19 protein-coding genes, 1 pseudogene and 1 riboswitch are annotated in these 25,060 nt (G+C 58.2%); of the genes and pseudogenes, 9 read left to right on the forward strand and 11 right to left on the reverse strand.

Going from position 1 to position 25,060, the window contains the following annotated elements:
* Positions 1-70 precede the first annotated feature (70 nt).
* The 3 genes and pseudogenes from G5315_RS05520 to G5315_RS05530 all read left to right on the forward strand — a co-directional run.
* A pseudogene (locus G5315_RS05520) lies at positions 71-226 on the forward strand (GNAT family N-acetyltransferase); the annotation flags it as partial.
* Positions 226-768, forward strand: coding sequence for a GNAT family N-acetyltransferase (locus tag G5315_RS05525; RefSeq protein WP_421332664.1), 543 nt, complete (start codon positions 226-228; stop codon positions 766-768). The pseudogene G5315_RS05520 and the gene G5315_RS05525, both read left to right, overlap by 1 nt.
* A gap of 271 nt (positions 769-1,039) precedes the next feature.
* On the forward strand, positions 1,040-2,782 hold the full coding sequence (locus tag G5315_RS05530; protein ID WP_421332666.1) for an AIPR family protein: 1,743 nt from the start codon (positions 1,040-1,042) through the stop codon (positions 2,780-2,782).
* A 595-nt stretch (positions 2,783-3,377) separates the two neighbouring features.
* On the opposite strand, the gene thiH is transcribed toward G5315_RS05530, so the two are convergent.
* From thiH to G5315_RS05575, 9 genes are all read right to left on the reverse strand, one after another.
* Positions 3,378-4,598: a 2-iminoacetate synthase ThiH gene (thiH, locus tag G5315_RS05535; RefSeq protein WP_421332763.1), complete on the reverse strand. Its 1,221-nt coding sequence runs from the start codon at positions 4,596-4,598 to the stop codon at positions 3,378-3,380.
* Positions 4,599-4,618: 20 nt separating this feature from the next.
* Complete coding sequence (locus tag G5315_RS05540) at positions 4,619-5,386, reverse strand: thiazole synthase (protein WP_005357775.1); 768 nt, start codon at positions 5,384-5,386, stop codon at positions 4,619-4,621.
* Between the two features lie 85 nt (positions 5,387-5,471).
* Entirely contained in the window at positions 5,472-5,678 is a 207-nt protein-coding gene (gene thiS / locus G5315_RS05545) for a sulfur carrier protein ThiS (protein ID WP_421314036.1), read from the reverse strand.
* On the reverse strand, positions 5,675-6,469 hold the full coding sequence (locus G5315_RS05550) for a HesA/MoeB/ThiF family protein (protein ID WP_421332668.1): 795 nt from the start codon (positions 6,467-6,469) through the stop codon (positions 5,675-5,677). Before G5315_RS05550 ends, thiS begins: the two co-directional genes overlap by 4 nt.
* On the reverse strand, positions 6,459-8,066 hold the full coding sequence (thiE, locus tag G5315_RS05555) for a thiamine phosphate synthase (protein WP_421332670.1): 1,608 nt from the start codon (positions 8,064-8,066) through the stop codon (positions 6,459-6,461). The genes G5315_RS05550 and thiE overlap by 11 nt, the downstream gene beginning before the upstream one ends.
* A complete protein-coding gene (thiC, locus tag G5315_RS05560) occupies positions 8,063-10,054 on the reverse strand; it encodes a phosphomethylpyrimidine synthase ThiC (protein WP_421332671.1) in 1,992 nt (663 codons plus the stop codon). Before thiC ends, thiE begins: the two co-directional genes overlap by 4 nt.
* Before the next feature lie 279 nt (positions 10,055-10,333).
* Positions 10,334-10,446: riboswitch (TPP riboswitch) on the reverse strand.
* A 271-nt stretch (positions 10,447-10,717) separates the two neighbouring features.
* Complete coding sequence (gene aerA / locus G5315_RS05565; protein ID WP_421332764.1) at positions 10,718-12,181, reverse strand: aerolysin AerA; 1,464 nt, start codon at positions 12,179-12,181, stop codon at positions 10,718-10,720.
* Positions 12,182-12,441: 260 nt separating this feature from the next.
* Complete coding sequence (locus G5315_RS05570) at positions 12,442-12,927, reverse strand: hypothetical protein (RefSeq protein WP_421332673.1); 486 nt, start codon at positions 12,925-12,927, stop codon at positions 12,442-12,444.
* Between the two features lie 86 nt (positions 12,928-13,013).
* The gene (locus tag G5315_RS05575) at positions 13,014-13,436 is read right to left on the reverse strand and encodes a hypothetical protein (protein WP_005340092.1); all 423 of its coding nucleotides are present in this window, start codon (positions 13,434-13,436) and stop codon (positions 13,014-13,016) included.
* Positions 13,437-13,524: 88 nt separating this feature from the next.
* Here G5315_RS05575 and G5315_RS05580 point away from each other — a divergent pair, with 88 nt between their 5' ends.
* Entirely contained in the window at positions 13,525-14,193 is a 669-nt protein-coding gene (locus G5315_RS05580) for a response regulator transcription factor (protein WP_005340090.1), read from the forward strand.
* Positions 14,190-15,434, forward strand: coding sequence for a sensor histidine kinase (locus G5315_RS05585; RefSeq protein WP_421332674.1), 1,245 nt, complete (start codon positions 14,190-14,192; stop codon positions 15,432-15,434). The genes G5315_RS05580 and G5315_RS05585 overlap by 4 nt, the downstream gene beginning before the upstream one ends.
* A gap of 95 nt (positions 15,435-15,529) precedes the next feature.
* On the opposite strand, the gene rimK is transcribed toward G5315_RS05585, so the two are convergent.
* Both rimK and metH read right to left on the reverse strand, forming a co-directional pair.
* Positions 15,530-16,426 carry a 30S ribosomal protein S6--L-glutamate ligase gene (rimK, locus tag G5315_RS05590; protein ID WP_005340088.1) on the reverse strand — a complete coding sequence of 299 codons (897 nt, stop codon included), beginning with the start codon at positions 16,424-16,426 and terminating at the stop codon, positions 15,530-15,532.
* Positions 16,427-16,657: 231 nt separating this feature from the next.
* A complete protein-coding gene (gene metH, locus G5315_RS05595; RefSeq protein WP_421332765.1) occupies positions 16,658-20,353 on the reverse strand; it encodes a methionine synthase in 3,696 nt (1,231 codons plus the stop codon).
* Between the two features lie 216 nt (positions 20,354-20,569).
* On the opposite strand from metH, the gene G5315_RS05600 reads away from it, so the two are divergent.
* The 4 genes from G5315_RS05600 to G5315_RS05615 all read left to right on the forward strand — a co-directional run bounded on the left by G5315_RS05600 (position 20,570) and on the right by G5315_RS05615 (position 24,957).
* Positions 20,570-21,847 carry a cation:proton antiporter gene (locus G5315_RS05600; RefSeq protein ID WP_019446508.1) on the forward strand — a complete coding sequence of 426 codons (1,278 nt, stop codon included), beginning with the start codon at positions 20,570-20,572 and terminating at the stop codon, positions 21,845-21,847.
* 506 nt (positions 21,848-22,353) lie between these two features.
* On the forward strand, positions 22,354-22,530 hold the full coding sequence (locus G5315_RS05605; protein ID WP_118854342.1) for a hypothetical protein: 177 nt from the start codon (positions 22,354-22,356) through the stop codon (positions 22,528-22,530).
* Positions 22,531-22,684: 154 nt separating this feature from the next.
* On the forward strand, positions 22,685-23,920 hold the full coding sequence (locus tag G5315_RS05610; RefSeq protein ID WP_421205552.1) for a tyrosine-type recombinase/integrase: 1,236 nt from the start codon (positions 22,685-22,687) through the stop codon (positions 23,918-23,920).
* A gap of 2 nt (positions 23,921-23,922) precedes the next feature.
* A complete protein-coding gene (locus G5315_RS05615; protein WP_421332675.1) occupies positions 23,923-24,957 on the forward strand; it encodes a hypothetical protein in 1,035 nt (344 codons plus the stop codon).
* Positions 24,958-25,060 lie beyond the last annotated feature (103 nt).

Here is a 25,060-nt window from a genome sequence, read left to right on the forward strand (position 1 = left end):
GGAAAAGGCGTAAATATCAAAGTGTGTTTGTATGAGGCCCTGGGGCGCCCCATGCAACACGTAATTGGGACATAGCCAAAGCAAAGGCATCAGCAACTACCATCTGGAAACCACCAGTTTTCAGGCCCTCCCCTTCTATCAGAAGCAGGGTTACGAAGTCTTTGGCCAGCTGCCCGATATGCCGCCGGGGCATATCAGTTACTTTCTGAAAAAGCAGGACAAGTGATGACATTCCAGCCCCTTGCCAATGCCAATATCGTGATCCGCCCGTTCGAACCGGCCGATGCCGACGAGTTTGTCCACGCGGCCCACGAATCCATCGAGACGGTCGGCCAATGGATGAGCTGGTGCTCCCCTTCATTTACCCGGGAGAGCGCGCTGGAGTGGTTTGCCAGCTGCGATCAGGATCGTGCGGCGGGACGTGCCTTTGACATGGGCATCTTCTGCGCCACCACCGGCCAGCTTTTGGGTGGCGCAGGTATCAACCAGCTGTCGCCCCATCACCGCTACGGCAATATCGGCTATTGGGTGCGGCAATCCCGGCAAGGCTGCGGCATCGCCCGACAGGCGGTCGCCCTGCTCCGTGACTTTGGCTTTCAGCAGTTGGGCCTATTTCGGCTTGAGATCGTGATGGAAGTTGGCAACAGCGCCAGCGAAGCCGTTGCCATCGCCGCTGGGGCAACCTTTGAGTGCCGGGCAAGGAATCGCATCTTCCTACATGGCCAGCCTCTTGATGCACATATCTATGCCCTTGTTCCCGTAGAATGAATCTTTTAGCGGCACCAATTTCACTGGTTTACCTGAGGTGATTTAACGGTGGTTATGCTCCTCCCTCTCAGATTCTAATTATTCAGAAAGTAAGGGTAATGTAATTCAAATACATGAGGAACCTCAAGTTTAGCCCGACGCATTAATGATTATAAAATAGTTAGAAAATGTTCTACATATCACACGTTGATAAAATACCTCTTGCTTTTCTATAGCAATGTGCATTTTACTATCTTTAACATGATATATGTTTATTTCAGGGATATAAATAATGACAGATTACACCTATTCAAGACACGACTTCGGGTTAGTCCATAACAGAGTTATAGAGGTCACTCAATCTAATAACCTACAAAAATGCTCACAAGGATTTTCTTATCTAACCATTGGATTACTGTTAAATATAAATGACGATGAGATAGAGCAATCACTAACGGATACTGAATATCTAAATATCAAGGCTGATCCAAGTAAAAAAGGAAAGGATAGAGGTGTCGATGCCGTCTATATAGACTATAGTTCAACCCCCGCTTGCATTCATATATTTAATTTCAAATACACCGAAAGTTTCGAAAAAACAAAAAGCAATTTCCCAAGCGGAGAAATAGATAAGCTAATCAGTTTTATCTCCGACCTTATGTCTGAGTCAGAGTCATTATCTAATGGTATAAATAGTGTCTTGGCTGATAAAGTACAGGAGATAAACGAGTTATATAAAGAACACCCGATCGTGGATATAAAGATACACTTATGCAGTAATTTATATCATGGCCTAGTCTCTGATGAGAGGGACCGTTTTATAAATGCGCTCTCAAGATATAGCAAAGTACAATTCATTGAGCATAATCTAAAAGAATATGTATCTATAATATCAAATACAAATAAAGAGGTGATCAATGCTAAAATAAGACTAATAGATAAGAATTTCTTTGAAAAAGCTGATGGTGATATCAATGCGCTAATCGCAAATATAGATGCTACTGAAGTATTAAAAGCTGTTTCTAAAAAATCTGACATTAGATTGTCATCTGAACCGGTTACCTATGATGAACTTATATCTAATGGCGTTCATGATGATGCTTTTGATGATAATGTAAGGATTTATTTAAAGCAGAAAACGAAGATAAACAAAAATATTAAAAACACAGCAAAGTCAGAAAATAGCCATCGTTTCTTTTATTTTAACAATGGTATCACAATAACCTGTAAGAGTTTTGAATACACAAAAAGCATTCGGGCGCCGTTAGTTCAACTCCATGACCTACAAATAGTCAATGGATGCCAGACGATTCATGCTTTGTTGGATGCTCTTTCCGAGTCACCTGAGCATTTCGATAATGTCGATTTATTATGCCGCATATATAAAACTGAAAATGAGTCTCTTAGCAATGAAATTGCTGAATATACAAACAGTCAAAATCCTGTTAAATCCAGAGATATACGTTCTAATGATTTCGTTCAAAAATATCTTGAACAATCACTACTTTTAAAAGGATATTTTTACGAAAGAAAACGAAACCAGTACTATAACAAACCAATTGCTTATAGAATTGATGCCGAGAAAGCAGGCCAGTTATTAATGTCATTATATAACGGAATACCTGCCGAAGCTAAAACAGATAAAAAAGTGATATTCTCAGAAAAATATGACATCATTTTCGACGAGAGTATTACAGATGACGACATAATAATTGCTTTTGAAATATATAAACACATTATGCTGAAGGCGAAAGCAGCAAGAGAAAGTAAAGAAACATCCGTATTGGGAAGTGTCAGCTCATTCATAAATCATGCTTCTTACTATCTTTTATATGCAATAGGTGAATGTGCAAAAAAGAGAGGAGTGGAATTAAAGGTTGAAAATATCAACACCCTAAATTGTTTATACGATGACGCATTCAATATTTTAATAAAAGCAGCTGAATCTGAAAAAGAGAAAAAACAAAGCTATGATCACCGCTCATTTTTCATAAGTGCAAGACCTCGTTTCTATCTAGAAGAAGCTTTGCGATAGAAATACCTCATATAGAGAAATCTATCAAACCGTACGACAAGCAACTGAAATATGTAGGGATGCAATGCGCTCCGTTTATTGCACCCTACGACCACTCCCCGAGGTTATGGTGGGCACGGTTTTGGTTCCCCCTCCAATCCGCCGAGGGGAAGGGGCAAGGTCAGGAGCGCCATCAGGGATGATGGCGCAGACGCAGCCGGCACAGGGATGTGCCGTCTGCGGCGGTCCGTCCGACCTTGTTCCTGACCCGAGGGAAACCGCGTAGCGGTCGGATTGGCGGGGGAGAAGACCTTTGGTGACTTTGGGTCTTTCCAAAGTCACTCGCCCAAGCCCGAAGGGCGGGCGAAACCCCTTCGAGGCCAGCGGCCTCGCGTCCTGCACGGCACAGCCGAGCCATCCATCACACACACCACAAAGCGGACGATTACGCCTGACGGCTAATCGACCCTACGATGGCAATGAAATATCGCATCAAGACCCCTCCCCAACCCTCCCCTTCGCAGGGGAGGGAGCCAAAGCGTCGCCACCAGCAAGGTGTGTGACCGAACACCGCCCAACCATGCCGGATGCCACCGGCAAAGGGGCGTGGCCGCCCCTATCGGCCCAAAAACGGTTCCCAGTCCTTGAACACCGGCTGCAACCCCGCCTGCCGCACAGCGGCGGCCACCTCCCCCACCGGGCGGTCGTCGTGGATGGCGAACTGCTCCAGCTCCTCGGCATCTCCCTCGGCATAGCCCCCCGGCTGGGTGCGCGACTCGGCCGACATCTGGGTAATGCCAAGGCGCACCGCGCCGTTGCGAAACGCGGCCGACTCGCGGGTCGAGAGCGACAAGTCCAGCGTCGGTGAGAAGAGGCGCCAGGCGCAGATAAGTTGGGCCAATTGGCGATCCGACATGACCACGGAAGGCTCCAGCCCACCGGTGCAGGGGCGCAGGCGCGGGAAGGAGAGCGAGTAGCGGCTCTGCCAGTGGTGGCGCTCAAGCCAGCTCAGATGCTCGGCGACAAAGTAGCTGTCGGCGCGCCAGTCCGAGGAGAGGCCGATCAGCGCCCCCAACCCGATTTTGTCGATACCGGCGCGGCCCAGCCGATCCGGCGTGGCGAGGCGCCATGCGATATCCCGCTTGTTGCCACGCAGATGGTGGCGGGCGTAGGTGGGGGCGTGGTAGGTCTCCTGATAAACCATGACGGCATCGAGGCCGAGGCTCTTCAGTTCGGCATAGTCAGCCTGCGAGAGGGGCTGAACCTCCATCCCCACCGTGCTGAAGTGGCGGCGGATGATGGGCATCACCTCGCGAAAATAGGCGAGCCCCACCTTGTGCTCGTGCTCGCCGGTCACCAGCAGCACGCTGTCAAAACCGCGCGCCTTGATGGCCAGACACTCGCGCTTAATCTCCTCTGTATTCAAGGTCTTGCGCTTGAGGCGGTTGCTCATGGAGAAGCCGCAGTAGGTGCAGTCGTTGGCGCAGAGGTTCGACAGATAGAGCGGCACATAGAAGCCGATGGTGTTGCCAAAGCGCTGGCGGGTCAGCCGCTCGGCCTCGGCCGCCATCTGCGGCAGATAGACTTCGGCGGCAGGGGAGATCAGCGCCATAAAATCGCCCAGAGTGCGGCGCGGAGCACTCAGGGCGCGGGCCACATCGGCGGCAGTTTTGGCGCGGATCTGCATGCCGATATCGTCCCACTCAAGTTCGAACCAGCGGTCGAGAAAGGAAGGCTCCTTAGCCCTCCCCCCCGGCGCCCTCACCCCCAACCCCTCTCCCAGAGGGAGAGGGAGGCAAACCTCTGGCTGCCCTTGGGGCAAGGGGGAGATGTTCATGGTCGCCCCTGTTTCATGACTCATAACGCCCCCAGAAAATCGGTGAGCGGGCTGGAGGCTTGCGCCTGCAGGGCGCGAGCGCCAAGGCCTGCCTCATAGGCGCTGCGACCGGCGGTGCAGGCCAGCGCAAAGGCGCGGCCCATGGCGACCGGATCGCCGCTCACCGCGATGGCGGTGTTGACCAGCACGGCATCGGCGCCCAGCTCAAAGGCGGCGGCCGCGTGGCTCGGTGCGCCGATGCCCGCGTCCACCACCACAGGCACATTGGCCTGCTCGACGATGATGGAGAGAAACTCCCGGGTCACCAGCCCCTGATTGGAACCGATGGGCGCGCCGAGCGGCATCACGGCGGCGCAGCCCACCTCTTCCAGCCGCTTGCAGAGCACGGGGTCGGCACCGCAGTAGGGCAGCACCACAAAGCCCTCTTTCACCAGCTGCTCGGCGGCTTTCAGCGTCTCGATGGGGTCTGGCAGCAGATAGCGCGGGTCGGGGTGGATCTCCAGCTTCAGCCAGTTCGTCCCCAGCGCCTCGCGGGCGAGATGGGCGGCAAACACCGCCTCGGCGGCGGTCTTGGCGCCGGAGGTGTTGGGCAGCAGCTTGACCCCGAGTTGCAGCAAGGGGCTCAGGATATCGTCGTGGGCCTTGCCCGGTTCGAGCCGCTTGATGGCCATAGTGACCAGTTGGGAGCCGCTCGCCTCGATGGCAGCGGCCATCAGATCCGGGCGGGCAAACTTGCCGGTGCCGGTAAAGAGACGCGATGAGAAGGTGTGATCGGCAATTGTCAGCATGTCAGCCTCCTGCCACTGCGATAAGAAGAGATGAGGCCCCGCCGCAAGGCAGAACGCTCGAAGATGGGACTGTGAGCATCATGGGTCAGCCTCCCGCAATGGCGGTAAAGAGGTGCAGTTCATCCCCGTCATTGAGACGGGTCTCGGCCCAGCGGCCACGGGGCAGCACGGCGCCGTTAAGGGCCACCGCTACCCCTTGGGGACTGACCCCCTGCGCGGCCAGCAGGTCGGCCACGCTCTGCCCTGCCGCCAGCGACTGGGCTTTATCGTTGAGTCGAATGGTGAGGGTCATGGGGTGATCTCCTTATCGTGTGTCGGGCATCCGCGCTGCCCGCAAACCGGGCAATCGGGATCGGGGGCCAGAGTGAGGGTCTGCCACTGATGGGCCAACGCATCGAAACGGCGCAATGTGCCAGCGACCGGGCTTGGCATTCCGAGCAACAGTTTCAGTGCCTCCAGTGCCTGCAAAGAGCCCATCACCCCGACCAGTGGGCCGGTGACGCCGCTGGTCTCGCAGCTCAGGCTCACCTTGGTATCCAGTGGATAAAGGCAGGCGTAACAGGCGTGCTCCGAGCTGGTACGCGTCATCAGCTGCCCCTGCCACCCCACTGCGGCGGCGGAGATCCAGGGCTTGCCCTGAGCTACGCAGGCGGCGTTGATGGCCTGGCGGGTGGCTAGGTTGTCGCAGCAGTCGATCACCAGATCTACCTCGGCCACAAACTCCGGCAGGCTGGCGGCATCGAGCCGCTGGTTGATGGCAATCAGCTCCACCAGCGGGTTGTGGGCAGCCAACCGCTCGCGGGCCAGCTCCGCCTTGGAGTGGTTGACCGCCTCGCTATCGAACAGGATCTGGCGCGGCAGGTTGCTGGAATCGACGGTATCCCCATCGGCCAGCCACAAGGTGCCCACCCCGGCGCCAGCCAGATAGAGGGCCAGCGGCGAACCGAGCCCGCCCAAGCCCACGATCAGCACAGACTTACCTTTCAGCCGTGCCTGACCTACTTCGCCCACTTCCGCCAGCATCAGCTGGCGGCCGTATCGCAGATACTCTTTGTCACTAAGAGAAGCGGCATCAGAGCGCATGTTCTACCTCCCTTATGGCAGTGGCAGAGCGTGGCTCATCCCCCGCCCCCACGGCGGCGAGCAGCCGTTCGGTCGCCCCCTGCCAGTCGTCGCTGGCAGTGATAGCCGAGACCAGCGCGATGCTGCCCACCCCGCTCTCCTTGACCGCCGCCACCCGCTCCTCGCTGATGCCGCCGATGGCCACCGTCGGCCACTCCGCCATCAGGGCGCGGTAGCGGTGCAGCCGCACCAGCCCCTGCGGGCGCGAAGGCATCGCCTTGGTATTGGTCGGGAAGATATGACCCAGCGCAATATAGGAGGGGGCCAGCTCGCGGGCCCGCATCAGCTCGAAGTAACCGTGGGTGGAGATGCCAAGGCGTAGCCCGGTCGCCTGAATGGCGGCGAGATCGGCGGTCTCCATATCCTCCTGCCCCAGATGCACGCCCCAGGCGCCCGCCTCGATGGCCTGCTGCCAGTAGTCGTTGATAAAGAGCCGCGCCCCATGGCGGCGACCGAGCGCGACCGCATCGCGAATGGCCGGTGCCACCTCTGCGGCAGGCAGACTCTTGATCCGCAGCTGGATGGTCTTGACTCCAGCCCCCAGCAAGCGGCGCAGCCACTTGACCGAATCCACCACCGGATAGAGGCCGAGATTGTGCTCGGTGGCGGCAAAGGGGCCATCCGGCAGGCGGGCGCTGCTTGTCTGATAAAGTCCGAAACGACGGTCGAGGGCAGACCCTGCCAGCACGGCACGGGGGAAATGAGCAAGATCGGCTGGCCAGCCAAGATGGGCGATGGGCCCCGGGCCTGCCCCCACTCCTTGCGCCGCCGCCAGCCCCTGTTGCAGGTAGGCGCGAGCGAGGGTGATGGCGTCCTCCACCGGATAATCCTGCGCCACCACGGCGGCGATGGCGCTGGCATAGCAGCAGCCGGTACCGTGACCGTGGCGGGTATCGAGGCGCGGCGCCGCCAGCCAGAATTCGCGGGTCTCGTCCTGGTAGTAGTCGAGGCAGAGATCGCCGCTCCACTCCAGATGGCCGCCCTTGACCAGCACGGCGCGGGCGCCGAGTTCGCGCAGCCGCTGGGCGGCGAAGCGCACCAGCACAGGGCTGGTCGCGGGAATGCCGGTCAGGGCTTCCAGTTCGGGGCCATTGGGGGTAATAAGCGACAGACGTGGCAGCAGCTGCTCGCGCACCGCCTCCAGCATATTGGGCTCCGCCATCGGGGTGCCGGTGCTGGCGATGGCCACCGGGTCGTAGACCACGAAGGGCGCCTCGATGGCAGCCAGTCGGCGGGCCAGCACCTCGACGTGAAGCCGGGTTGGCAGCAGGCCGATCTTGATGGCGGCAGGCGGCAGATCGACACCGAGGGCGTCGATCTGGGCGGTGAAGGTCTGCATCAGCACGGGATCGACCATCTTCACCGCCACCGAGTTCTGGGCTGTAATGGCGGAGATAACAGAGCAGCCGTGCACGCCGAGGTCGTGCAATGTGTGCAAGTCGGCCTGAATGCCGGCGCCACCGCCGGAGTCGGAACCGGCGATGGTCCAGACCACAGGGCGGGAGTCCGTCACAGGCAGCAGATCGGCGGGGCTGACAGCCCCGCTTGCTCTGCTCACGCCTCCTCCCCTGCGGCCTGTTTCAGCGCCGCCGCCTGATGGTAGATCTCGCCACCGGTCTCCTTGAAGGTTTCCGCCATGCGGGCCATGCCGCTCTCCACCTGAGCCACTACCTGCTCCTGTTGGCCATCCATACCGACCAGCTTGATCTCCACCGCTTCAAGCTTGGCTGCGTAGTCGCGCACATCCTGAGTGATCTTCATGGAGCAGAACTTGGGCCCGCACATGGAGCAGAAGTGAGCCACCTTGCCGGACTCCTGCGGCAGGGTCTCGTCGTGGTAGGCACGAGCGGTGTCGGGATCCAGCGCCAGATTGAACTGATCCTCCCAGCGGAATTCGAAGCGCGCCTTGGACATGGCGTTGTCGCGGATCTGGGCGCCCGGGTGCCCCTTGGCCAGATCGGCGGCGTGGGCGGCGATCTTGTAGGTAATCAGCCCCTGCTTCACATCCTCCTTGTTGGGCAGCCCCAGATGCTCCTTGGGGGTGACGTAGCAGAGCATGGCGCAGCCGTACCAGCCGATCAGCGCCGCACCGATGCCGGAGGTGAAGTGATCGTAACCCGGCGCGATGTCTGTGGTGAGCGGGCCCAGCGTATAGAAGGGCGCCTCGTGGCAGTGCTCCAGCTGCTCGGTCATGTTGCGCTCGATCATGTGCATCGGCACGTGACCCGGCCCCTCGATCATCACCTGTACGTCGTACTCCCAGGCAATTTGGGTCAGCTCGCCCAGGGTGCGCAGCTCAGCAAACTGGGCCTCGTCGTTGGCGTCATAGACGGAGCCGGGGCGCAGACCGTCACCCAGCGACAGGGCCACGTCATAGGCGGCGCAGATCTCGCAGATTTCGCGGAAGTGCTGGTAGAGGAAGTTCTCCTTGTGGTGGGAGAGGCACCACTTGGCCATGATGCTGCCGCCGCGCGAGACGATGCCGGTGAGGCGCTTGGCGGTCATCGGCACGAAACGCAGCAGGACGCCGGCATGGATGGTGAAGTAGTCCACCCCCTGCTCGGCCTGCTCCAGCAGGGTGTCGCGGAACAGCTCCCAGGTGAGATCCTCGGCGATGCCGTTGGTCTTCTCCAGCGCCTGATAGATGGGCACTGTACCGATGGGGACAGGGCTGTTGCGCAGGATCCACTCGCGGGTCTCGTGGATGTAGCGACCGGTGGAGAGATCCATCACGGTGTCGGCGCCCCAGCGGGTGGACCAGACCAGCTTCTCCACCTCCTCCTCAATGCTGGAAGTGACCGCCGAGTTGCCGATGTTGGCGTTGATCTTCACCAGAAAATTGCGGCCGATGATCATCGGCTCCGCTTCCGGGTGGTTGATGTTGCTGGGGATGATGGCGCGACCGGCTGCCACCTCATCGCGCACGAATTCGGGGGTGATGTTCTGGGGCAAACGGGCACCAAAATCGCGGCCCGGATGCTGGGTACGCAACAGTTCAGAGCGCACCCGCTCGCGGCCCATGTTCTCGCGAATGGCGATAAATTCCATCTCGGGAGTGACGATGCCGGCGCGGGCGTAGTGGAGCTGGGTGACCCGGCGACCCGGCTTGGCACGGCGCGGCTTGGGCAAGTGCTCGAAGCGCAGGTGATCCAGCCCCTCGTCGGCCAGCCGCTCCTGAGTGAAGGTGGAGCTGAGCCCCGGCAGTTCGTCGGTATCATCCCGCTCCAGCACCCAGTTCTCCCGCAGGCGCGGCAGGCCGCGGCGCACATCGATGGCGACCCCTTCCTCCCCGTAACGGCCCGAGGTGTCGTAGACCGGCACCGGCTCGTTGGGCTCGAATTGGGGATCTTCTTTGGTGCCGCCGACGAAAGTGTCGGCCAGCTGAATCTCCCGCAGGGGCACCCGGATATCGGCGCGGGAGCCTTCGATAAAGATGCGGCGGGAGTTGGGATGAGCCATCCCCTTGAGGCTGTCGATAAAAGCCTGGGCGCTGGAGCGCTGCTCGCGGCGGCTGGATTTGGCGATATCAGATACGGAAGTAGACATAGCAAAACTCACATTAACTGGTTGAAGTTATGGGTATTTGCTTGTCTGGAGTTCGAGGAGAAGATGAACTTGCGGCGGGGTGTTTATCTCGGGAGGGAGTGCGCGCGGGATGGATCTCCGCGCTGCTGTTCTGCCACTTCCCGCTCTCTGCATGCTGTGGGCAAGGCGCCCCACGTGCTGGACAACCGGACGGGACAGACTCCCTCCTGTGCGCCCTGACCCATCAGGGTTACCCCTTCGATGAGCGGAAGAGGCTTGTTCCTCCTCCGGCGCGGTAACCCGCAAGTTACCCTTGTTCCCTTCGCAGGTTTTAACCTGATCAGGTTCCACGGATCCCGAATTAACGGTCTCAGCTTCGCGTCGTTCGACGGTCAGCACTCCGACAAGATGGCGCCAGTATAAGGGGGAAAATTTAAAGCACAAGCCGTTAACAATCTGGCCAACACGCCTCTTTCAACAAATGAGTGAACGATGCCTCGCTCACGGGGCCACCCCAAGTACAGGTCAAACCTGCGTTGGCATCCCCTTGGCAAGCCACAGATTCCCGCTGTGATCATGCAGGGACAAGAGGACAAAAAGAGGGAAAAACGAGGGGCGCAGGGCAAGTGCAGCGTCTTGCGCAGAACAGAAACAGGCCCCTATGAAAGGGGCCTGCGAGGGAGGTTATTGAACCGGAACTATGGTCAGGGATACGTTGCCAAACCCTTCGTTGGCAAGGGCCTCACTGTCCAGATCCACACCGGTAAGCGCCACCTCATCGGCAGAGGCACTGCGCAACTGGGCAGCCTTCGCGGAACGGGTCTGGGGCTGACCGATTTCGATATCGCCGGCAAACTGGCTCTCGGCATAGAAGTCACCGGTCACCGCCGAACGGATCGGGCGCAGCACACGACCCAGGTTATTCTGCATGGTCGACAAACCATACTCGCTGATGGTCCAGTTCCAGTCCCACCACTTCACTTCACCCGGGATATAACGCTTGTCCCACTGGTAGCGGATGCTGCTCGCCTTGTCGCGGAACGGGCCGACGGCAAAGGTGTGCTCCCAGGTCGGACGATTCTCCGGATGGGTATACCAGGCATTGCCGCCCCAACGCAGGAAGCCCTTCATGGTCAGGTCATAATTGACCTCGGCCTTGAACTCGTAGGGGTAGGAGATGTTGGACTTGTAGAGGGCAACCCGCACCGGCAGGCTGGAGTGAGGCGGCACCGTGGGGCGCGCTTCAACCGAGACGGTCTCGGTCGTCGACCCCCCTTTCTGGGAGGCCCAACTCTGGCTCGCAGCGATCTCGATGGCCAATTCGGTTTCACCCACCAACGGCCATTGAAACTTGTTCTTGGTGGTCACCTTCTCGCTCAGGCTGTAGGTGTCGGTCTTCGACCAGTTGGTGGCCTTGTCGTACTTCAGGGTCACCACCACCTGCTGAGGCAGATCCGTGTAGTTGGTCGCATTGGCCGTGATGGTCTTGACCAGTTGCTTGCCGCTCTCGGTGATCTGACCATGGCTGAAGGAGTCGGGTTCCAGGGTATATGAGAAGTTGCTTACCTTGATGGAACTCTTCTCCCCGCAACGATATCCGGAGCAGCCGCCGTCATTATTTCCCTTTATCAGCCAGCCATCGCCAACCCGGGTAACATCCATATCCTCCCCGACATAGGGGCTATGATTTCCACCCACCCAGGCGTATCCCAAATAATGAGCGAGATAACTGACTGGCTTAATAAAATAATCATTATCATGGACAAGCCGCCATTGCACATCGACCTCATCACCCGCCGGAATATTCCAGTCAGAGAGTGTTGGTATTTCTCCGGAAACCGGTGAGTTGGGATAACACCAGGTTTCTCCGGCAGTGCCCTGTTTGATTTCGCCATTATATCCCGGCCCCATAATCACCCAGCGATCAGCCAGCCCGGTTATCTGCCACTGCCCCATGCGGCTGACCAGATTACCCTTGATACTCATGGCTTCATCGCGGGTCAGAGGACGGTAACCACTGGCACAGACGCCCGTGCCAAGGCCCGCCCACTTGACCTGATCAGGGTAGACAGGTTCAGCCGCCTGCACCTGAGCGAGCATCAATGAAGACGCCAAAAACGCCAGATTGGCGGTAATTATTCTATTCATCATTTATCCCTCTTTCAGACATACGATAATTGTTATTGTGTAGAAAGATCCTTTTTCATTTGACAGGTATGGACTCCGACAAAACCTGACACAAATAAAATAAACCACCAAAAAACATCCATGACAAATAAAATAATGGTGATACAGGAAAATAATTAGAGCGATGACTTTATTGAGAAATAAATCATAAATATTGTGACAGTCATTATTTAATGGCTGCCACAATATGGTGAAGCTATATTAAATAAGAAGATGCTGAATTACTCTTCCGGATTGATCACTTCAATTCCCTGCAATATTCCATCCGCCGAACGGATCAATACCAGCTCGCTCCCGGCATGCAGATCGGCGGCCGAACCGTTGACCCAGCGCACCTGTGGATTGAGTGGCACTGTGCCCAGGGTTGCCAACGTGAGCTGCCGTTCATCGAAGGATTGCAGGCGATCTTGCGCCCGCTGCCAGGGCTGATTGGCCAGCGGGGCTCTGGCGGCCAGCAGCTCAATCCGGGTGGCAACGCCATCGGCCACCAGCAGGGCGAGCTGGTCGCCGGGTTTGAGTGGCTGCGGCCAAATCTCCCCCTGCCGCCAGATGGCGGCACTGCCCTGTTCCACCTCGGCCCCCTGAAATTGCAGGCGGATGCCGTCGCTGTGCTCCAGCTCCACCAGCCACAATTCGTCGGCTCCCGCCTGCGCCGCCCAGAGCGGCATTCCCAGCATCCATGCACACCATTTTCTCGATTGTTCCATCTTCGTTCTTCCCTGAACAAAAAGCCCATGCAGGACAAGCATGGGCTTCATTCGGGAGCATTTCTAATCGGAACGCAGAGATCGGATCAGTCATCCTCGCGGCAGCGGCTCAGGCGCATGCCGTCAAACTTGCACTCCAGCTCGAGCCAGCGCCCTTCAAACGGCGCCAGACTGTTATCCGAAGTGGTGTAGCCCCAGATCCGCCCCCCTTCCACCGGCCCCTCCAGATCCATCTCGTCCTTGTCATCTTCGTCGAGGGCTTCGACCTTGCGCACATAGCGCACGCCGTTCTCCACCACCCCCTTCATCTCGACCCAGGTACCGCCGAGATCATCTTCGTTGAGCCAATCCTTGAAGCGGGTCTGGTCGTCGATCACGAACGGCATGCCGTTGACCATCAACTGGCCAAGCTGCCAGGTGGTGCGGCCGGTCAGTTTGAATTCGGTCGCCTGTGCGGTGCCAAGTGGCAACAAGATAAGCAGCAGGAGGGCGCAGAGAGACTTCTTCATCAGGGATCCTCGGGGTTACACTGGCAAACAGGATGCCGAATCCGGTGTGAAAAGAGCGTGAAACGCTCGCCAACCAGGAGAGCAAAGCATGAAGATTTTGGTAGTGGAAGACAATCCTCAGGTGGCGGAAACCATCATGGATTATCTGGAGCTGGCCGGTCACCGCCTCGATTGTGCCTATCACGGTCAGGCGGCGCTGCAACTGCTGGAGGAGCAGCGTTTCGACGTCATCATCATGGATGTGATGATGCCGCGCCTCGATGGCCTCAGCACAGTAGCGCGCCTGCGCGAGCAGGGGATTGCCACTCCCGTACTGTTTCTCACCGCCCGCGACAGCCTGGAAGACAAGCTGGCAGGCTTCAAGGCGGGAGGGGATGACTATCTGGTCAAGCCGTTCGCCATGGAGGAGCTGGAGGTACGGCTGCAAGCTCTGAGCCTGCGCGGCCCGCGCGGCGATGTGGGGGCCATCAGCTTTGGCGATCTGACGGTCGATGTCGCCAGCGGCCGCGCCACCCGCGCCGGTGAGCCCCTCAAGCTCGGCAAGATCCCGTTCCGGATCCTCGCCCTGCTGGCCCGCCGCGCCCCCGCCATCGTCAGCCGTCAGGAGGTGCTCGACACCGTCTGGGGGGATGAGGAGCCCGACTCCGATGCCCTGCGCAGCCACATCTACGCCCTGCGCAACGCGCTCGACAAACCCTTCCCCACTCCCATGCTGGAGACCCTCCACGGTCAGGGCTATCGACTGGTGAGCGCATGAGTCTGCCGAGCCTGCGCCACCGGCTCATCATGGCGCTCGGCGGCGCCGGGGTAGTACTGCTGATCCTGCTCTCCGGCCTGATGCTGGTGGCAGAGGACAAGATGGAGGAGCTGAGCCTGCGCCACTGGCTGGAAGCCGAAGTGACCCGCTACAGCGATGACTGGCTGCGACTCGGCCCGGCCGCCGCAGCCCCGAGCCCCAGACAGTTCTCCAGCTACTGGACCGAAGCGGGCCGCCTGCCGAAATGGCTGAAGCCCTACCAGACCCCCGGCTTTTTCGAGCACCAGCTGGGCAAGGAGGACAAACACTTTCTGGTGGCCCGTCACCCCTCCGGCGAAGGACTGCTCTATCTGGTCTTCAACGACGACGCAGACGACTACCTCGACCCCTACGAAGACAAGCTGCATCTGGCCACCCGACTGATCGGGCTGACGCTGCTGCTCGCCTGCCTCGGCTTCGGCATCTGGCTGGTACGCCATATCACAGGGCCGCTGCAACGGCTGCAACAGAGGGTCGCCCACCTCACCCCGGATCAGGCGGATTTCGAGCCAGACGCCCCCTGGCAGGAGCTGCGGGATATCGAGCTGGCGCTGCTGGCCGGCAAGCAGGAGGTGAGCGCGGTGTTCGCCCGCGAGCAGGAGTTCAGTCGCTTCGCCAGCCACGAGCTGCGCACCCCCAACATGGTGATCCAGGGCTCGGCGGCCCTGCTCGGCAAGGTGACGGACTTGCCCGCACCGGCCGCCCGCGCCACCACCCGTATCCGCGCCGCCGCCGACGAGATGGCGCTGCTCACCGAGACCTTCCTGCTGCTGGGCCGCAAGGAGGCGGTGGAGCGGCCACTGCAACAGGTGACCCCGCTGATCCGTCAGGAGCTGGCCCGCCTCGCTCCGCTGTTGCAGCGGGAGGCCCTCGATATCCGGCTTAATCTGGACGAGAGCAGCGAAGTAAACGCCCCCCTCTCCCTGCTCGCCATCGCCCTCGGCAACCTGCTGAAAAATGCCCTGAGCTATGCCGAGGGACATATCGACATCGAGCTGTGTGGCCCGGTGCTCACCATCAGCAACCCGACGGCGGCGGCGCCGGATCAGATCCTCGGCTACGGCTGTGGCCTCACCATCATCCAGCGCATCTGCGAGAAGCTGGGCTGGCAGATCGATACCCGGCTGGAGGATGGCGTATTTAGCGCCCGATTGGCGATGATCACTGCCGAACAGTTCCCTCTCCCTTTGGGAGAGGGTTAGGGTGAGGGCGCAGTGGCACCGCCAACCCACCAGCCAGATAGCAACAAGGCGCCCGAGGGCGCCCTGTTTCTATCTGACGGATGCAAGCCTGAGGCTCACTCCGCGGGTTTGTTCTTGCGGCTCGCCTTGAGTTCGAGGAACTCGATGATCTTGCCGGCCACATCCTTGCCGGAGGCGGCTTCCACCCCTTGCAATCCGGGGGAGGAGTTAACCTCCAGCACCAGCGGGCCACGTGCGCTGCGCAGGATATCGACCCCCGCCACATCCAGCCCCATGATCTTGGCGGCCTGCACCGCGGTGGCGCGCTCTTCCGGGGTGATCTTGATCGCTTCGGCAGTACCGCCACGGTGCAGGTTGGAGCGAAACTCCCCCGGCTGGGCCTGACGGCGCATGGCGGCAACCACCTTGCCATTGACCACCAGACAGCGGATATCGGCACCATTGGCCTCGCGGATATACTCCTGTACCAGAATGTTGTTGTTGGTCTGGATAAAGGCTTCGATCACGCTCTCGGCAGCCTTCTGGGTCTCGCAGAGCACCACGCCAATCCCCTGGGTTCCCTCCAGCAGTTTCACCACCAGCGGCGCCCCGCCCACCATGGTGATGAGGTCGGGCACGTCGTGGGTGCTGTGGGCATAGCCGGTGATGGGCAGGCCGATGCCGTGGCGGGAGAGCAGCTGCATCGCCCGCAGCTTGTCGCGGGAACGGCTGATGGCCACCGAGCTGTTGAGGGCCATGGTGTTCATCATCTCGAACTGGCGCAGCACGGCGGTGCCGTAGGCGGTAATGCTGGCCCCGATCCGCGGGATCACGGCGTCATAGCTTCCCAGCTCCCCACCCTCGTAATGAATGGAGGGGTTGTGGGAAGCGATGTTCATATAGCAGCGCAGGGTGTCGAGCACCTCTACCTGATGACCGCGCGCCTGTGCCACCTCGACCAGACGGCGGGTGGAGTAGTTTTTCGGCTCACGGGATAAAATGGCGATCTTCATGACAATTCCGCTAGAAGGCTGTGCCTGGGCAGGATGGGGCGGGAGAGTATAAGGTGCCACAGCGCCAAGACAACGCCAATTGTTTATCCTGACAACAAGACAAACCACACCAAACCGCACGCTACCACATCACTGTGACCAACAGGTTAAACGGCGGCTCTGCGCAGATTGTTCCACCCGAGCAAGGATGCCGCCGTTTCTCGTTAAAGATCAACCGATGTCACGCGGGAGTCAGTTCAGGTTGGGCCCCAGCCAGCGCTCGGCCTCGGCCAGCGTCATCCCCTTGCGGGCGGCGTAATCTTCCACCTGATCTTGCTGGATCTGCGCCACCGCGAAGTATTTGCTCTCGGGGTGGGAGAAGTACCAGCCCGACACCGCCGCCCCCGGCCACATGGCGTAGGATTCGGTCAGCTGCATGCCGATAGCCTGCTCCACCTCCAGCAGTTCCCAGATGCTCCCCTTCTCGGTGTGCTCCGGGCAGGCCGGATAACCGGGGGCCGGGCGGATGCCCTGATAGTTTTCGCGGATCAGCTCCTCGTTGCTGAGGGCCTCGTCGGGAGCATAACCCCAATGAACCTTGCGCACCTGCTCGTGCAGATACTCGGCAAAGGCTTCGGCGAGACGGTCGCACACCGCCTGAATGAGGATGGCGTTGTAGTCATCGTGCTGCGCCTTGTAGGCCTTGGCGATGGCCTCCTCGCCGATGCCGCCGGTCACCGCGAAGGCGCCGATCCAGTCGGGCTTGCCGCTCTCTTTCGGCGCCACATAGTCCGCCAGACAGTAGTTGGGGAAGCCCTGCTTCTCGCTCTGCTGGCGCAGGTGATGCAGCACCTTGATGACCTCGGTGCGCGACTCGTCACTGTAAACTTCGATGCTGTCCCCTACCGCGTTGGCCGGGAACAGGCCGATCACCCCGGCGCAGCGCACGCTCTGATCCTTTTCCAGCTGGTCCAGCATGGCGTTGGCATCGGCAAACAACCTGGTTGCCTCCTCGCCAATGATCTCGTCCTCGAGGATGCGCGGGAATTTGCCCGCCAGCTCCCAGCTGAGGAAGAACGGCGTCCAGTCGATGTAGGGGCGCAGCACCGAAATGGCCACATCTTCGAACTTCTGCACCCCGAGCTCGCGGGGCTTCGGCGGCTGGTAGCCAACCCAGTCCAGCTGGTGCCGGTTGGCGCGGGCATGAGCCAGACTGACCGGACGGGAGCGCGGCTGCTTGCGGGCATGCTGATCCCGGGCGATCTCGTACTCCTTGTCGATGCGGGCGACAAACGCCTCCTTGAGATCCGGACTGAGCAGGCTCTGGGCCACCCCTACCGCGCGGGAGGCGTTGGAGACATAGACCACAGGCTCCGAGTAGTTTTGCTCGATCTTCACCGCAGTGTGGGCCTTGGAAGTTGTGGCACCGCCGATCAAGAGCGGCAGCTTGAAGCCCTGACGCTCCATCTCTTTGGCCACGTGCACCATCTCGTCCAGCGACGGGGTAATGAGGCCCGACAACCCGATGATATCGGCGCCGACCTCACGCGCAGTCTTGAGAATGGTCTCGCAGGAGACCATTACCCCGAGGTCGACAATCTCGAAGTTGTTGCACTGCAGCACCACCCCGACGATGTTCTTGCCGATGTCGTGCACATCCCCTTTCACGGTCGCCAGCACGATTTTGCCATTGCTGGAGCCACCCGACTTTTCCGCCTCGATATAGGGCTGCAGATAGGCCACCGCCCGCTTCATCACCCGCGCCGATTTCACCACCTGCGGCAGGAACATCTTGCCCGCGCCGAACAGGTCGCCGACCACGTTCATGCCATCCATCAACGGCCCTTCGATGACGTGCAGCGGCTTCTCGGCGCCAGCGCGTGCCTCTTCGGTATCCTCTTCGATAAAGTCGGTGATCCCCTTGACCAGTGCGTGCTCCAGCCGCTTGCCTACCGGCCAGCTGCGCCACTCCTGATCCCGCGGATCCTCAGCCTGGGCACCGGCACCGCGATACTTCTCGGCGATGGCCAGCAGCGCCTCGGTGGCATTGTCATTGAGGTTGAGCACCACCGCCTCGACCTTCTCTTTCAGCTCCGCCGGAATGTCTTCATAGATGGCGAGCTGACCGGCGTTGACGATCCCCATGTCCATGCCGTTTTTGATGGCGTGGTAGAGGAAGACGGCGTGAATGGCTTCGCGCACCGGCTCGTTGCCGCGAAACGAAAACGAGACGTTGGAGACGCCGCCGGAGATCATGGCGTGGGGCAGGTGCGTCTTGATGTCCTTCACCGCCTCGATGAAGTCCACCGCGTAGTTGTTGTGCTCATCGATGCCGGTCGCTACCGCGAAGATGTTGGGATCGAAGATGATGTCTTCCGGCGGGAAACCGACCTGATCCACCAGGATCCGGTAGGCACGCTGGCAGATCTCGAACTTGCGGGCGCGGGTATCGGCCTGACCCGCTTCATCGAACGCCATCACGATGACGGCGGCGCCGTAGCGACGCAGCAATCTGGCCTGCTGGATGAACTTCTCCTCCCCCTCTTTCATGGAGATGGAGTTGACCACCGGCTTGCCCTGCACGCACTTGAGGCCAGCTTCCAGCACCTCCCACTTGGAGGAGTCGATCATCACAGGCACCCGGGCGATATCGGGCTCACCGGCGATGAGGTTGAGGAAGCGCACCATGGCCGCTTCGGCGTCCAGCATCCCCTCGTCCATGTTGATGTCGATGATCTGGGCGCCGTTCTCCACCTGCTGCTTGGCGACATCGAGCGCCTCGTCGTAGAGCCCCTCCTTGATCAGCCGCTTGAACTTGGCCGAACCGGTAACGTTGGTGCGCTCCCCTACGTTCACGAACATGGATTCGGGGGTGATGATCAGCGGCTCAAGACCCGACAGGCGGCAGGCCACCGGCAGCTCGGGCAGCACACGCGGCTTGATGCCCGCCACGGCGTCAGCCATGGCGCGGATATGGGTCGGGGTGGTGCCGCAGCAACCGCCGACCATGTTGAGGAAGCCGCTTTGGGCCCACTCGCGGATATGCTCTGCCATCTCACCCGCATCGAGGTCGTACTCGCCGAACGCATTGGGCAGACCGGCGTTGGGGTGGGCACTGACATGGGTCTCGCTGATGCGAGACAACTCCTCCACATACTGGCGAAGCTCGTCCGGCCCCAACGCACAGTTGAGGCCGAACGATACCGGTTTGACGTGGCGCAGCGAGTGGTAGAAGGCTTCGGTGGTCTGGCCCGAGAGGGTACGACCAGAGGCATCGGTAATGGTGCCGGAGATCATCACCGGCAGGCTGTAGCCCAGCTCCTCGAACACCCCTTCCACCGCGAAGGCGGCCGCCTTGGCGTTGAGGGTATCGAAGATGGTCTCGATCAGGATGATGTCGGCGCCACCCTCGATCAGGGCGTGGGTCGATTCGGTGTAGGCGGCCACCAGCTGGTCATAGGTGACGTTGCGCTTGCCGGGATCGTTCACATCCGGCGAGATGGAGGCGGTGCGGTTAGTGGGGCCCAACACCCCTGCGACGAAACGCGGCTTGGCAGGATCTTTTGCCGTCCACTCGTCGGCCACGGCGCGGGCCAGACGGGCGGCTTCACGGTTGATCTCGGCGGAGAACTCTTCCATCTCGTAATCGGCCATGGCGATGCGAGTGGCGTTGAAGGTGTTGGTCTCGAGAATGTCGGCCCCGGCAGCGCAATACTGCTCGTGGATCTCGCGGATCACCGCCGGACGGGTCAGCACCAGCAGATCGTTGTTGCCCTTGATGTCGGTATGCCAGTCAGCAAACCGCTCACCCCGATAATCAGCCTCCCCCAGCTTGTAGCCCTGGATCATGGTGCCCATGGCCCCGTCGATGATCAGGATCCGCTCCCTGAGGCAGGCTTCCAGCTTCTTTGTTACGTCCGACTGCTTGCTCGGCTCTCTGCTCGACATTACGTTCGACACCGCGTGTTCCTCTTACATCCATGCAACTGCGTAAACAGCATCCTAACAGCAAACAAATAAAATGGAAATCTAGCCGTCTATCAGTCCAAATGCGCCACCATATACTCATTTATGGGTAATGAGTAACATAGGGCCCGAGAGTAACCTATGCCCGTCCTGCATAGGGATACGTGCTTGCTGTCTACCAACGAGAAAAAAATAACTATGAGCGTCTACTACACACTCTGTTTTCTGGCAGCGTTGGCGATTTTTATCGCCTTTGCCAACCAGTATGTTGTGAAGATCCAGACCACCATCGCCATTACTGCGGGCTCCATGCTGATCTCCGCACTGCTGGTGCTGTTTGGCAAACTGGGTTGGTTCAATCTGGAACCTCTTGCCGTCAAGACCATGGAGAGCATCGACTTCCAGAACTTCCTGCTGAAGGGGATTCTGGGCTTCCTGCTGTTCGCCGGTGGCCTTGGCATCAACCTCAAGGCGCTGCGTAGCCAGAAGTGGGAGATCACCATTCTGGCCATCATTGCCACCCTGCTCTCCACCTTCCTCATCGGCTACGGCTTCTGGTTTATCGCCAAGCTGCTGGGCTGGGAGTTGCCGCTGGTCTACTGCATGCTGTTCGGCGCGCTGATCTCCCCCACTGACCCGATTGCCGTACTGGCCATCGTCAAGAAGATGAAGGCGCCACCCCAGATCGCCATCCAGATCGAAGGGGAATCCCTGTTCAACGATGGTGTTGGCCTCGTCATCTTCGCTACCGTGTTTGCCGTCGCCTTTGGTGGTGTCGAACCCACCTTCGGTAGCGTGGCCGGTCTGTTTCTGCACGAAGCCCTCGGCGGCATCCTGTTCGGTGCCGTGCTGGGCCTCATCGCCCACGTGATGATCAGCGCCACCGATGACGGTTCATTGGAGCTGCTGCTGACCCTCTGCATCCCGACCGCCGGTTTTGCCTTTGCCAACATGATCGGCGTCTCCGGCGCACTGGCCATGGTGGTCACCGGCATCATGATCGGCAACTGGACCCGTCACTCCGGCTTCTCCGAGCAGAGCAGCCATCACCTGGATCACTTCTGGGAGTTGATGGACCAGTTCCTCAACGCCCTGCTGTTCCTGCTGATCGGTCTGGCGCTGGTACTGCTGGATCTCGCCTGGCGTGACTGGATCCTGCTGGTCATTGCGGTGCCGCTCTGCCTGGGCGCCCGCTTTATCAGCGTGTCGCTACCCTATGTGGCTTTCCGCCGATTCCGCAATTACAACACCTTCTCGGTGCGGATCCTCACTTGGGGTGGCCTGCGCGGTGGTCTGGCCATGGCGATGGCGCTGGCACTCCCCTCCGGCGTCATGATGATCCCGGAACATGGCGTCGATCTGCGGGAGGTCATCCTGGTGATGACCTACTCGGTGGTGATGTTCTCCATCGTGGTGCAAGGCATGACCATCACCCCGATGATCACGGCCGCCAAGAAGGCCTGTGGCGACTACTGAGTCGGCCCACTGTGCTGATTGCAGAATGAGAGAGGGCTCCCGTCGGGAGCCCTCTTTTTATGGCGGATAGTTGCGAATATTTGCTGCTGATAGCGCCTTGATTACACAGAGGAAAAGCGTACTGACTTCAACATCGGCAAATTATTGTTTGCTTTTTATTCATTTCGAGGAGAGAATGCTCGTCGGCTAGTTAATCAGCCCTGTTTATGTTTATCCTGCAATGCTTCACCTCACGATGAATCCTGCCAGTACCCGCATAACCTTCTTCTGATTTACTCGCCTTGAGAACCGTCAGGCTGTCTGCCTGCGTTGCCCGGCTCTCACGGTGCAGACCCGATCTGCCCACCCAATTTGATTTATGCATCAGCATATTCCTTGAAAGTGCAGACGCCCTTTAACCGGGCTGGGTATTCCTGCGCGCTTGTCGTTCACCCAATCGATCGCGCCCATTGACCTGACATTTGCCAATACAAGGAGCAAACACCTAATTTATATAGAGAAATACCATGATGAAAGCAGTACAAACACACAAGCCCCTGCGTCGCAGCAAACCCATCAACCTGCCTGTGCAAGAGCACGACAATGATGCGTTTCTGATCCAGTTCAGCACCCGCTTCAGCGGCGGTTTCGCCATCTCCTGTGATGGTATCGCTGGCGAGTTCTCCATCGAAGAACTCAACTGACGTTTCGTTACGTCCAATTAAAACCCGCCTTGCCTACAAAAGCCCCATGATATATAAGGCCCACTGAGAATTCATGTCCCATCAGGTGATGGGAGGTGATACCAGTTAGGGATACATATGTGGGGTTTTTTATGGGGTTTTGTGGGGGTATAAAATGGCATTAGTGGTCACTGCACTCAGGAAAATGCTTGGCACCCCCCACGGCGGCAAGAAGCCCATCCGTAAAGTGGATCGCGGCGATGGACTGAATGCCTTCTGGCATCCAAGCGGGTCAGTCAGCTTTGTTTTCCGCTATCGCTTTAATGGGAAAAATCTGGAAGTGACCTTGGGGAAGTTCACCAACAACAGCGCAGGGATCGATATTGAAGAAGCCCGCAGGAAAACCGAGCAATGTAAAGGATGGCTAGCGGCCGGCCACAATCCAGCGTTGATGCTCAAACTGGCCAAAGAAGAACGACTGAAACCAGTCACGGTAGAAGATGCGATTTGTTATTGGCTGGATAACTACGCAGCTAAAAACAGAAAGAATGCCCCAAAGATCCGGCAACAATTCCAAAAATGGATCTTTCCCAAGATAGGCTATCTCCCACTCATCGATTGTGAGACCAGACACTGGCTGGTGGCTTTTGATGAATGCAACAAGCAGGTACCTGTTACCGCTGGCATGCTCTTCCAGATCTCCAAACAGGCGCTGAAGTATTGCCGTGTTCGATGCTATGCCGTCTCGAATGTACTCAATGACCTGACTATTGCAGATGTAGGTAAACGGGGTGGAAAAAGGGATCGCGTTCTGAGTCTTGCAGAAATCCACGCTCTGATGGAATGGATCCAAAGCCCCTCCTCCAACACCTACTATCGTGCACTATCTCTCTTGCTACTATCTTTCGGAGCAAGAACACGTGAAGTGCGGGAATCCCATATAACAGAGTGGGATCTAGCCGCAGGGATATGGACCGTTCCTATCGAACATTCAAAAACGGACCATAAAATTGTCCGCGCCATACCTGAGCGACTCAAACCGATGCTCGCCGAACTTATCGCAACCGCAAAAAAGAACAAAACGCCCTATCTTCTCGGCCAGCTCAAGAAAGTGAGCACGGTGGCGACCTACGGCCACAAGTTGTCAGTAAGACTTGGACATAGCCCTTTCTGGACCTTCCACGATTTACGACGCTCTCTTGCAACCCATCTCACAGCTGCTGGGATCGCCCCACATGTGATCGAAATCATTGCCGGCCATAGTCTAAAGGGAGTCATGAGTCATTATATTCACGACCACCGGCTATCAGAACAAAAAGCCACCCTCGAGTTATGGCAGTCAATAATCTGGAACTCTACCGCCAGCAGCAATATCATCCACTTAAATAAGGCTGCATGGCGACATCAATAACTATGAAGAGATGCAATTTACCGGACACCGACTACCTCAAGATTACCAAGGCAGCCAGCGAACTGGGTTGCAAGGTAGAAGACATAATCCATTGGGCAGCCAATCAGAAGACCACGCTCTATTTGATGCTAGAAGAGTCAGAATGTGCCGTCATCGTACGCAACCTGGACCCAGCACAGCCAAATGATGCCTTCGACAAGCAGATGGGAGCTCAGGACCGGTTGGTCAATGCGACGCTGAAGATCACTCAGGGTGAATTTGGGCTGGCACGACTCCACTTTAATGATGTGCGTCCAAGCAAACTGTTTGGTGGCGTCCCCATGTTCTACCGCTTCAGTTACGGCGGGGTTACCTATCCATTAACCTTGATGGCCAAGGCTTCCGGACTCTGGACTGTGGGCCACAGCTTTGCCAAGCAGTTGGAAACTCACGGGATGGTGGAGTTCCGCTCCTTCTTTGTGACACACGGTTATCTGCTCACCCTCAACAATCCCATTGATGGCTTTCAGGTCTCCATTGTGCCAGTTACCTCTGCCAAAAACCCCGAGGTGCCAGATTGCCGTGTATTTCCCGAGCACTTGTGGTTGACTCATGAGAGCGTGAAGCAACTATTCAGCAACACGGCCCGGCATTCATCTCGTTCGGGGATTACAGCCCTCAACAAACACCCCAGATATTCCCCCAAAAAACATGCAATGCTCATCTTCCTGACGGAATTGCTGGTGGAGCATGATGACGTGCTGGCAACCATCGCCGTTGATCGGGATACCTTCACATCCTCTCACTATCACCAACTGGTCATCGAGCTGCGTCACGCTCTACAGTGTCCTGATAAGGAGTTGGTCAAGCAGCTTATCAAACGGTGTGCGCACACCTCGGCAGGCTTTCTCTTTCTGGCTAACAAGCCGTTTGAAGAGTGGTCGAATACCGCGATTGCAGAAGCGATTCAAACGCTGATGTGCTCAAGGCCACGAGATCAAATACAGAGCCAGTTGGCCAATGTCGACAAAAACACCATCCGAGATTGGTTAAATTAACGACCATCACGGTGAGTTAACCTAACTCACCGTGATTTAGCCTTTACTCACCTCACATCTCAAAATAATTCCGAGAAGATGCACTCATCAAATCCAATGAGAC

The organism is Aeromonas sp. 603607, assembly GCF_049171595.1.
GTDB classification, from domain to species: domain Bacteria; phylum Pseudomonadota; class Gammaproteobacteria; order Enterobacterales; family Aeromonadaceae; genus Aeromonas; species Aeromonas veronii.

Excerpts from the sequence above, each read along its gene's own strand:
- G5315_RS05585 (WP_421332674.1), top strand. The coding sequence starts at position 14,190 with ATGAGTCTGCCGAGCCTGCGCCACCGGCTCATCATGGCGCTCGGCGGC.
- G5315_RS05570 (WP_421332673.1), bottom strand. The coding sequence starts at position 12,927 with ATGGAACAATCGAGAAAATGGTGTGCATGGATGCTGGGAATGCCGCTC.
- G5315_RS05580 (WP_005340090.1), top strand. The coding sequence starts at position 13,525 with ATGAAGATTTTGGTAGTGGAAGACAATCCTCAGGTGGCGGAAACCATC.
- G5315_RS05605 (WP_118854342.1), top strand. The coding sequence starts at position 22,354 with ATGATGAAAGCAGTACAAACACACAAGCCCCTGCGTCGCAGCAAACCC.
- G5315_RS05525 (WP_421332664.1), top strand. The coding sequence starts at position 226 with ATGACATTCCAGCCCCTTGCCAATGCCAATATCGTGATCCGCCCGTTC.
- G5315_RS05550 (WP_421332668.1), bottom strand. The coding sequence starts at position 6,469 with ATGCGCTCTGATGCCGCTTCTCTTAGTGACAAAGAGTATCTGCGATAC.
- rimK (WP_005340088.1), bottom strand. The coding sequence starts at position 16,426 with ATGAAGATCGCCATTTTATCCCGTGAGCCGAAAAACTACTCCACCCGC.
- metH (WP_421332765.1), bottom strand. The coding sequence starts at position 20,353 with ATGTCGAGCAGAGAGCCGAGCAAGCAGTCGGACGTAACAAAGAAGCTG.
- thiC (WP_421332671.1), bottom strand. The coding sequence starts at position 10,054 with ATGTCTACTTCCGTATCTGATATCGCCAAATCCAGCCGCCGCGAGCAG.
- G5315_RS05575 (WP_005340092.1), bottom strand. The coding sequence starts at position 13,436 with ATGAAGAAGTCTCTCTGCGCCCTCCTGCTGCTTATCTTGTTGCCACTT.
- thiS (WP_421314036.1), bottom strand. The coding sequence starts at position 5,678 with ATGACCCTCACCATTCGACTCAACGATAAAGCCCAGTCGCTGGCGGCA.
- G5315_RS05615 (WP_421332675.1), top strand. The coding sequence starts at position 23,923 with ATGAAGAGATGCAATTTACCGGACACCGACTACCTCAAGATTACCAAG.
- G5315_RS05530 (WP_421332666.1), top strand. The coding sequence starts at position 1,040 with ATGACAGATTACACCTATTCAAGACACGACTTCGGGTTAGTCCATAAC.
- G5315_RS05610 (WP_421205552.1), top strand. The coding sequence starts at position 22,685 with ATGGCATTAGTGGTCACTGCACTCAGGAAAATGCTTGGCACCCCCCAC.
- aerA (WP_421332764.1), bottom strand. The coding sequence starts at position 12,181 with ATGAATAGAATAATTACCGCCAATCTGGCGTTTTTGGCGTCTTCATTG.
- G5315_RS05600 (WP_019446508.1), top strand. The coding sequence starts at position 20,570 with ATGAGCGTCTACTACACACTCTGTTTTCTGGCAGCGTTGGCGATTTTT.
- thiH (WP_421332763.1), bottom strand. The coding sequence starts at position 4,598 with ATGAACATCTCCCCCTTGCCCCAAGGGCAGCCAGAGGTTTGCCTCCCT.
- G5315_RS05540 (WP_005357775.1), bottom strand. The coding sequence starts at position 5,386 with ATGCTGACAATTGCCGATCACACCTTCTCATCGCGTCTCTTTACCGGC.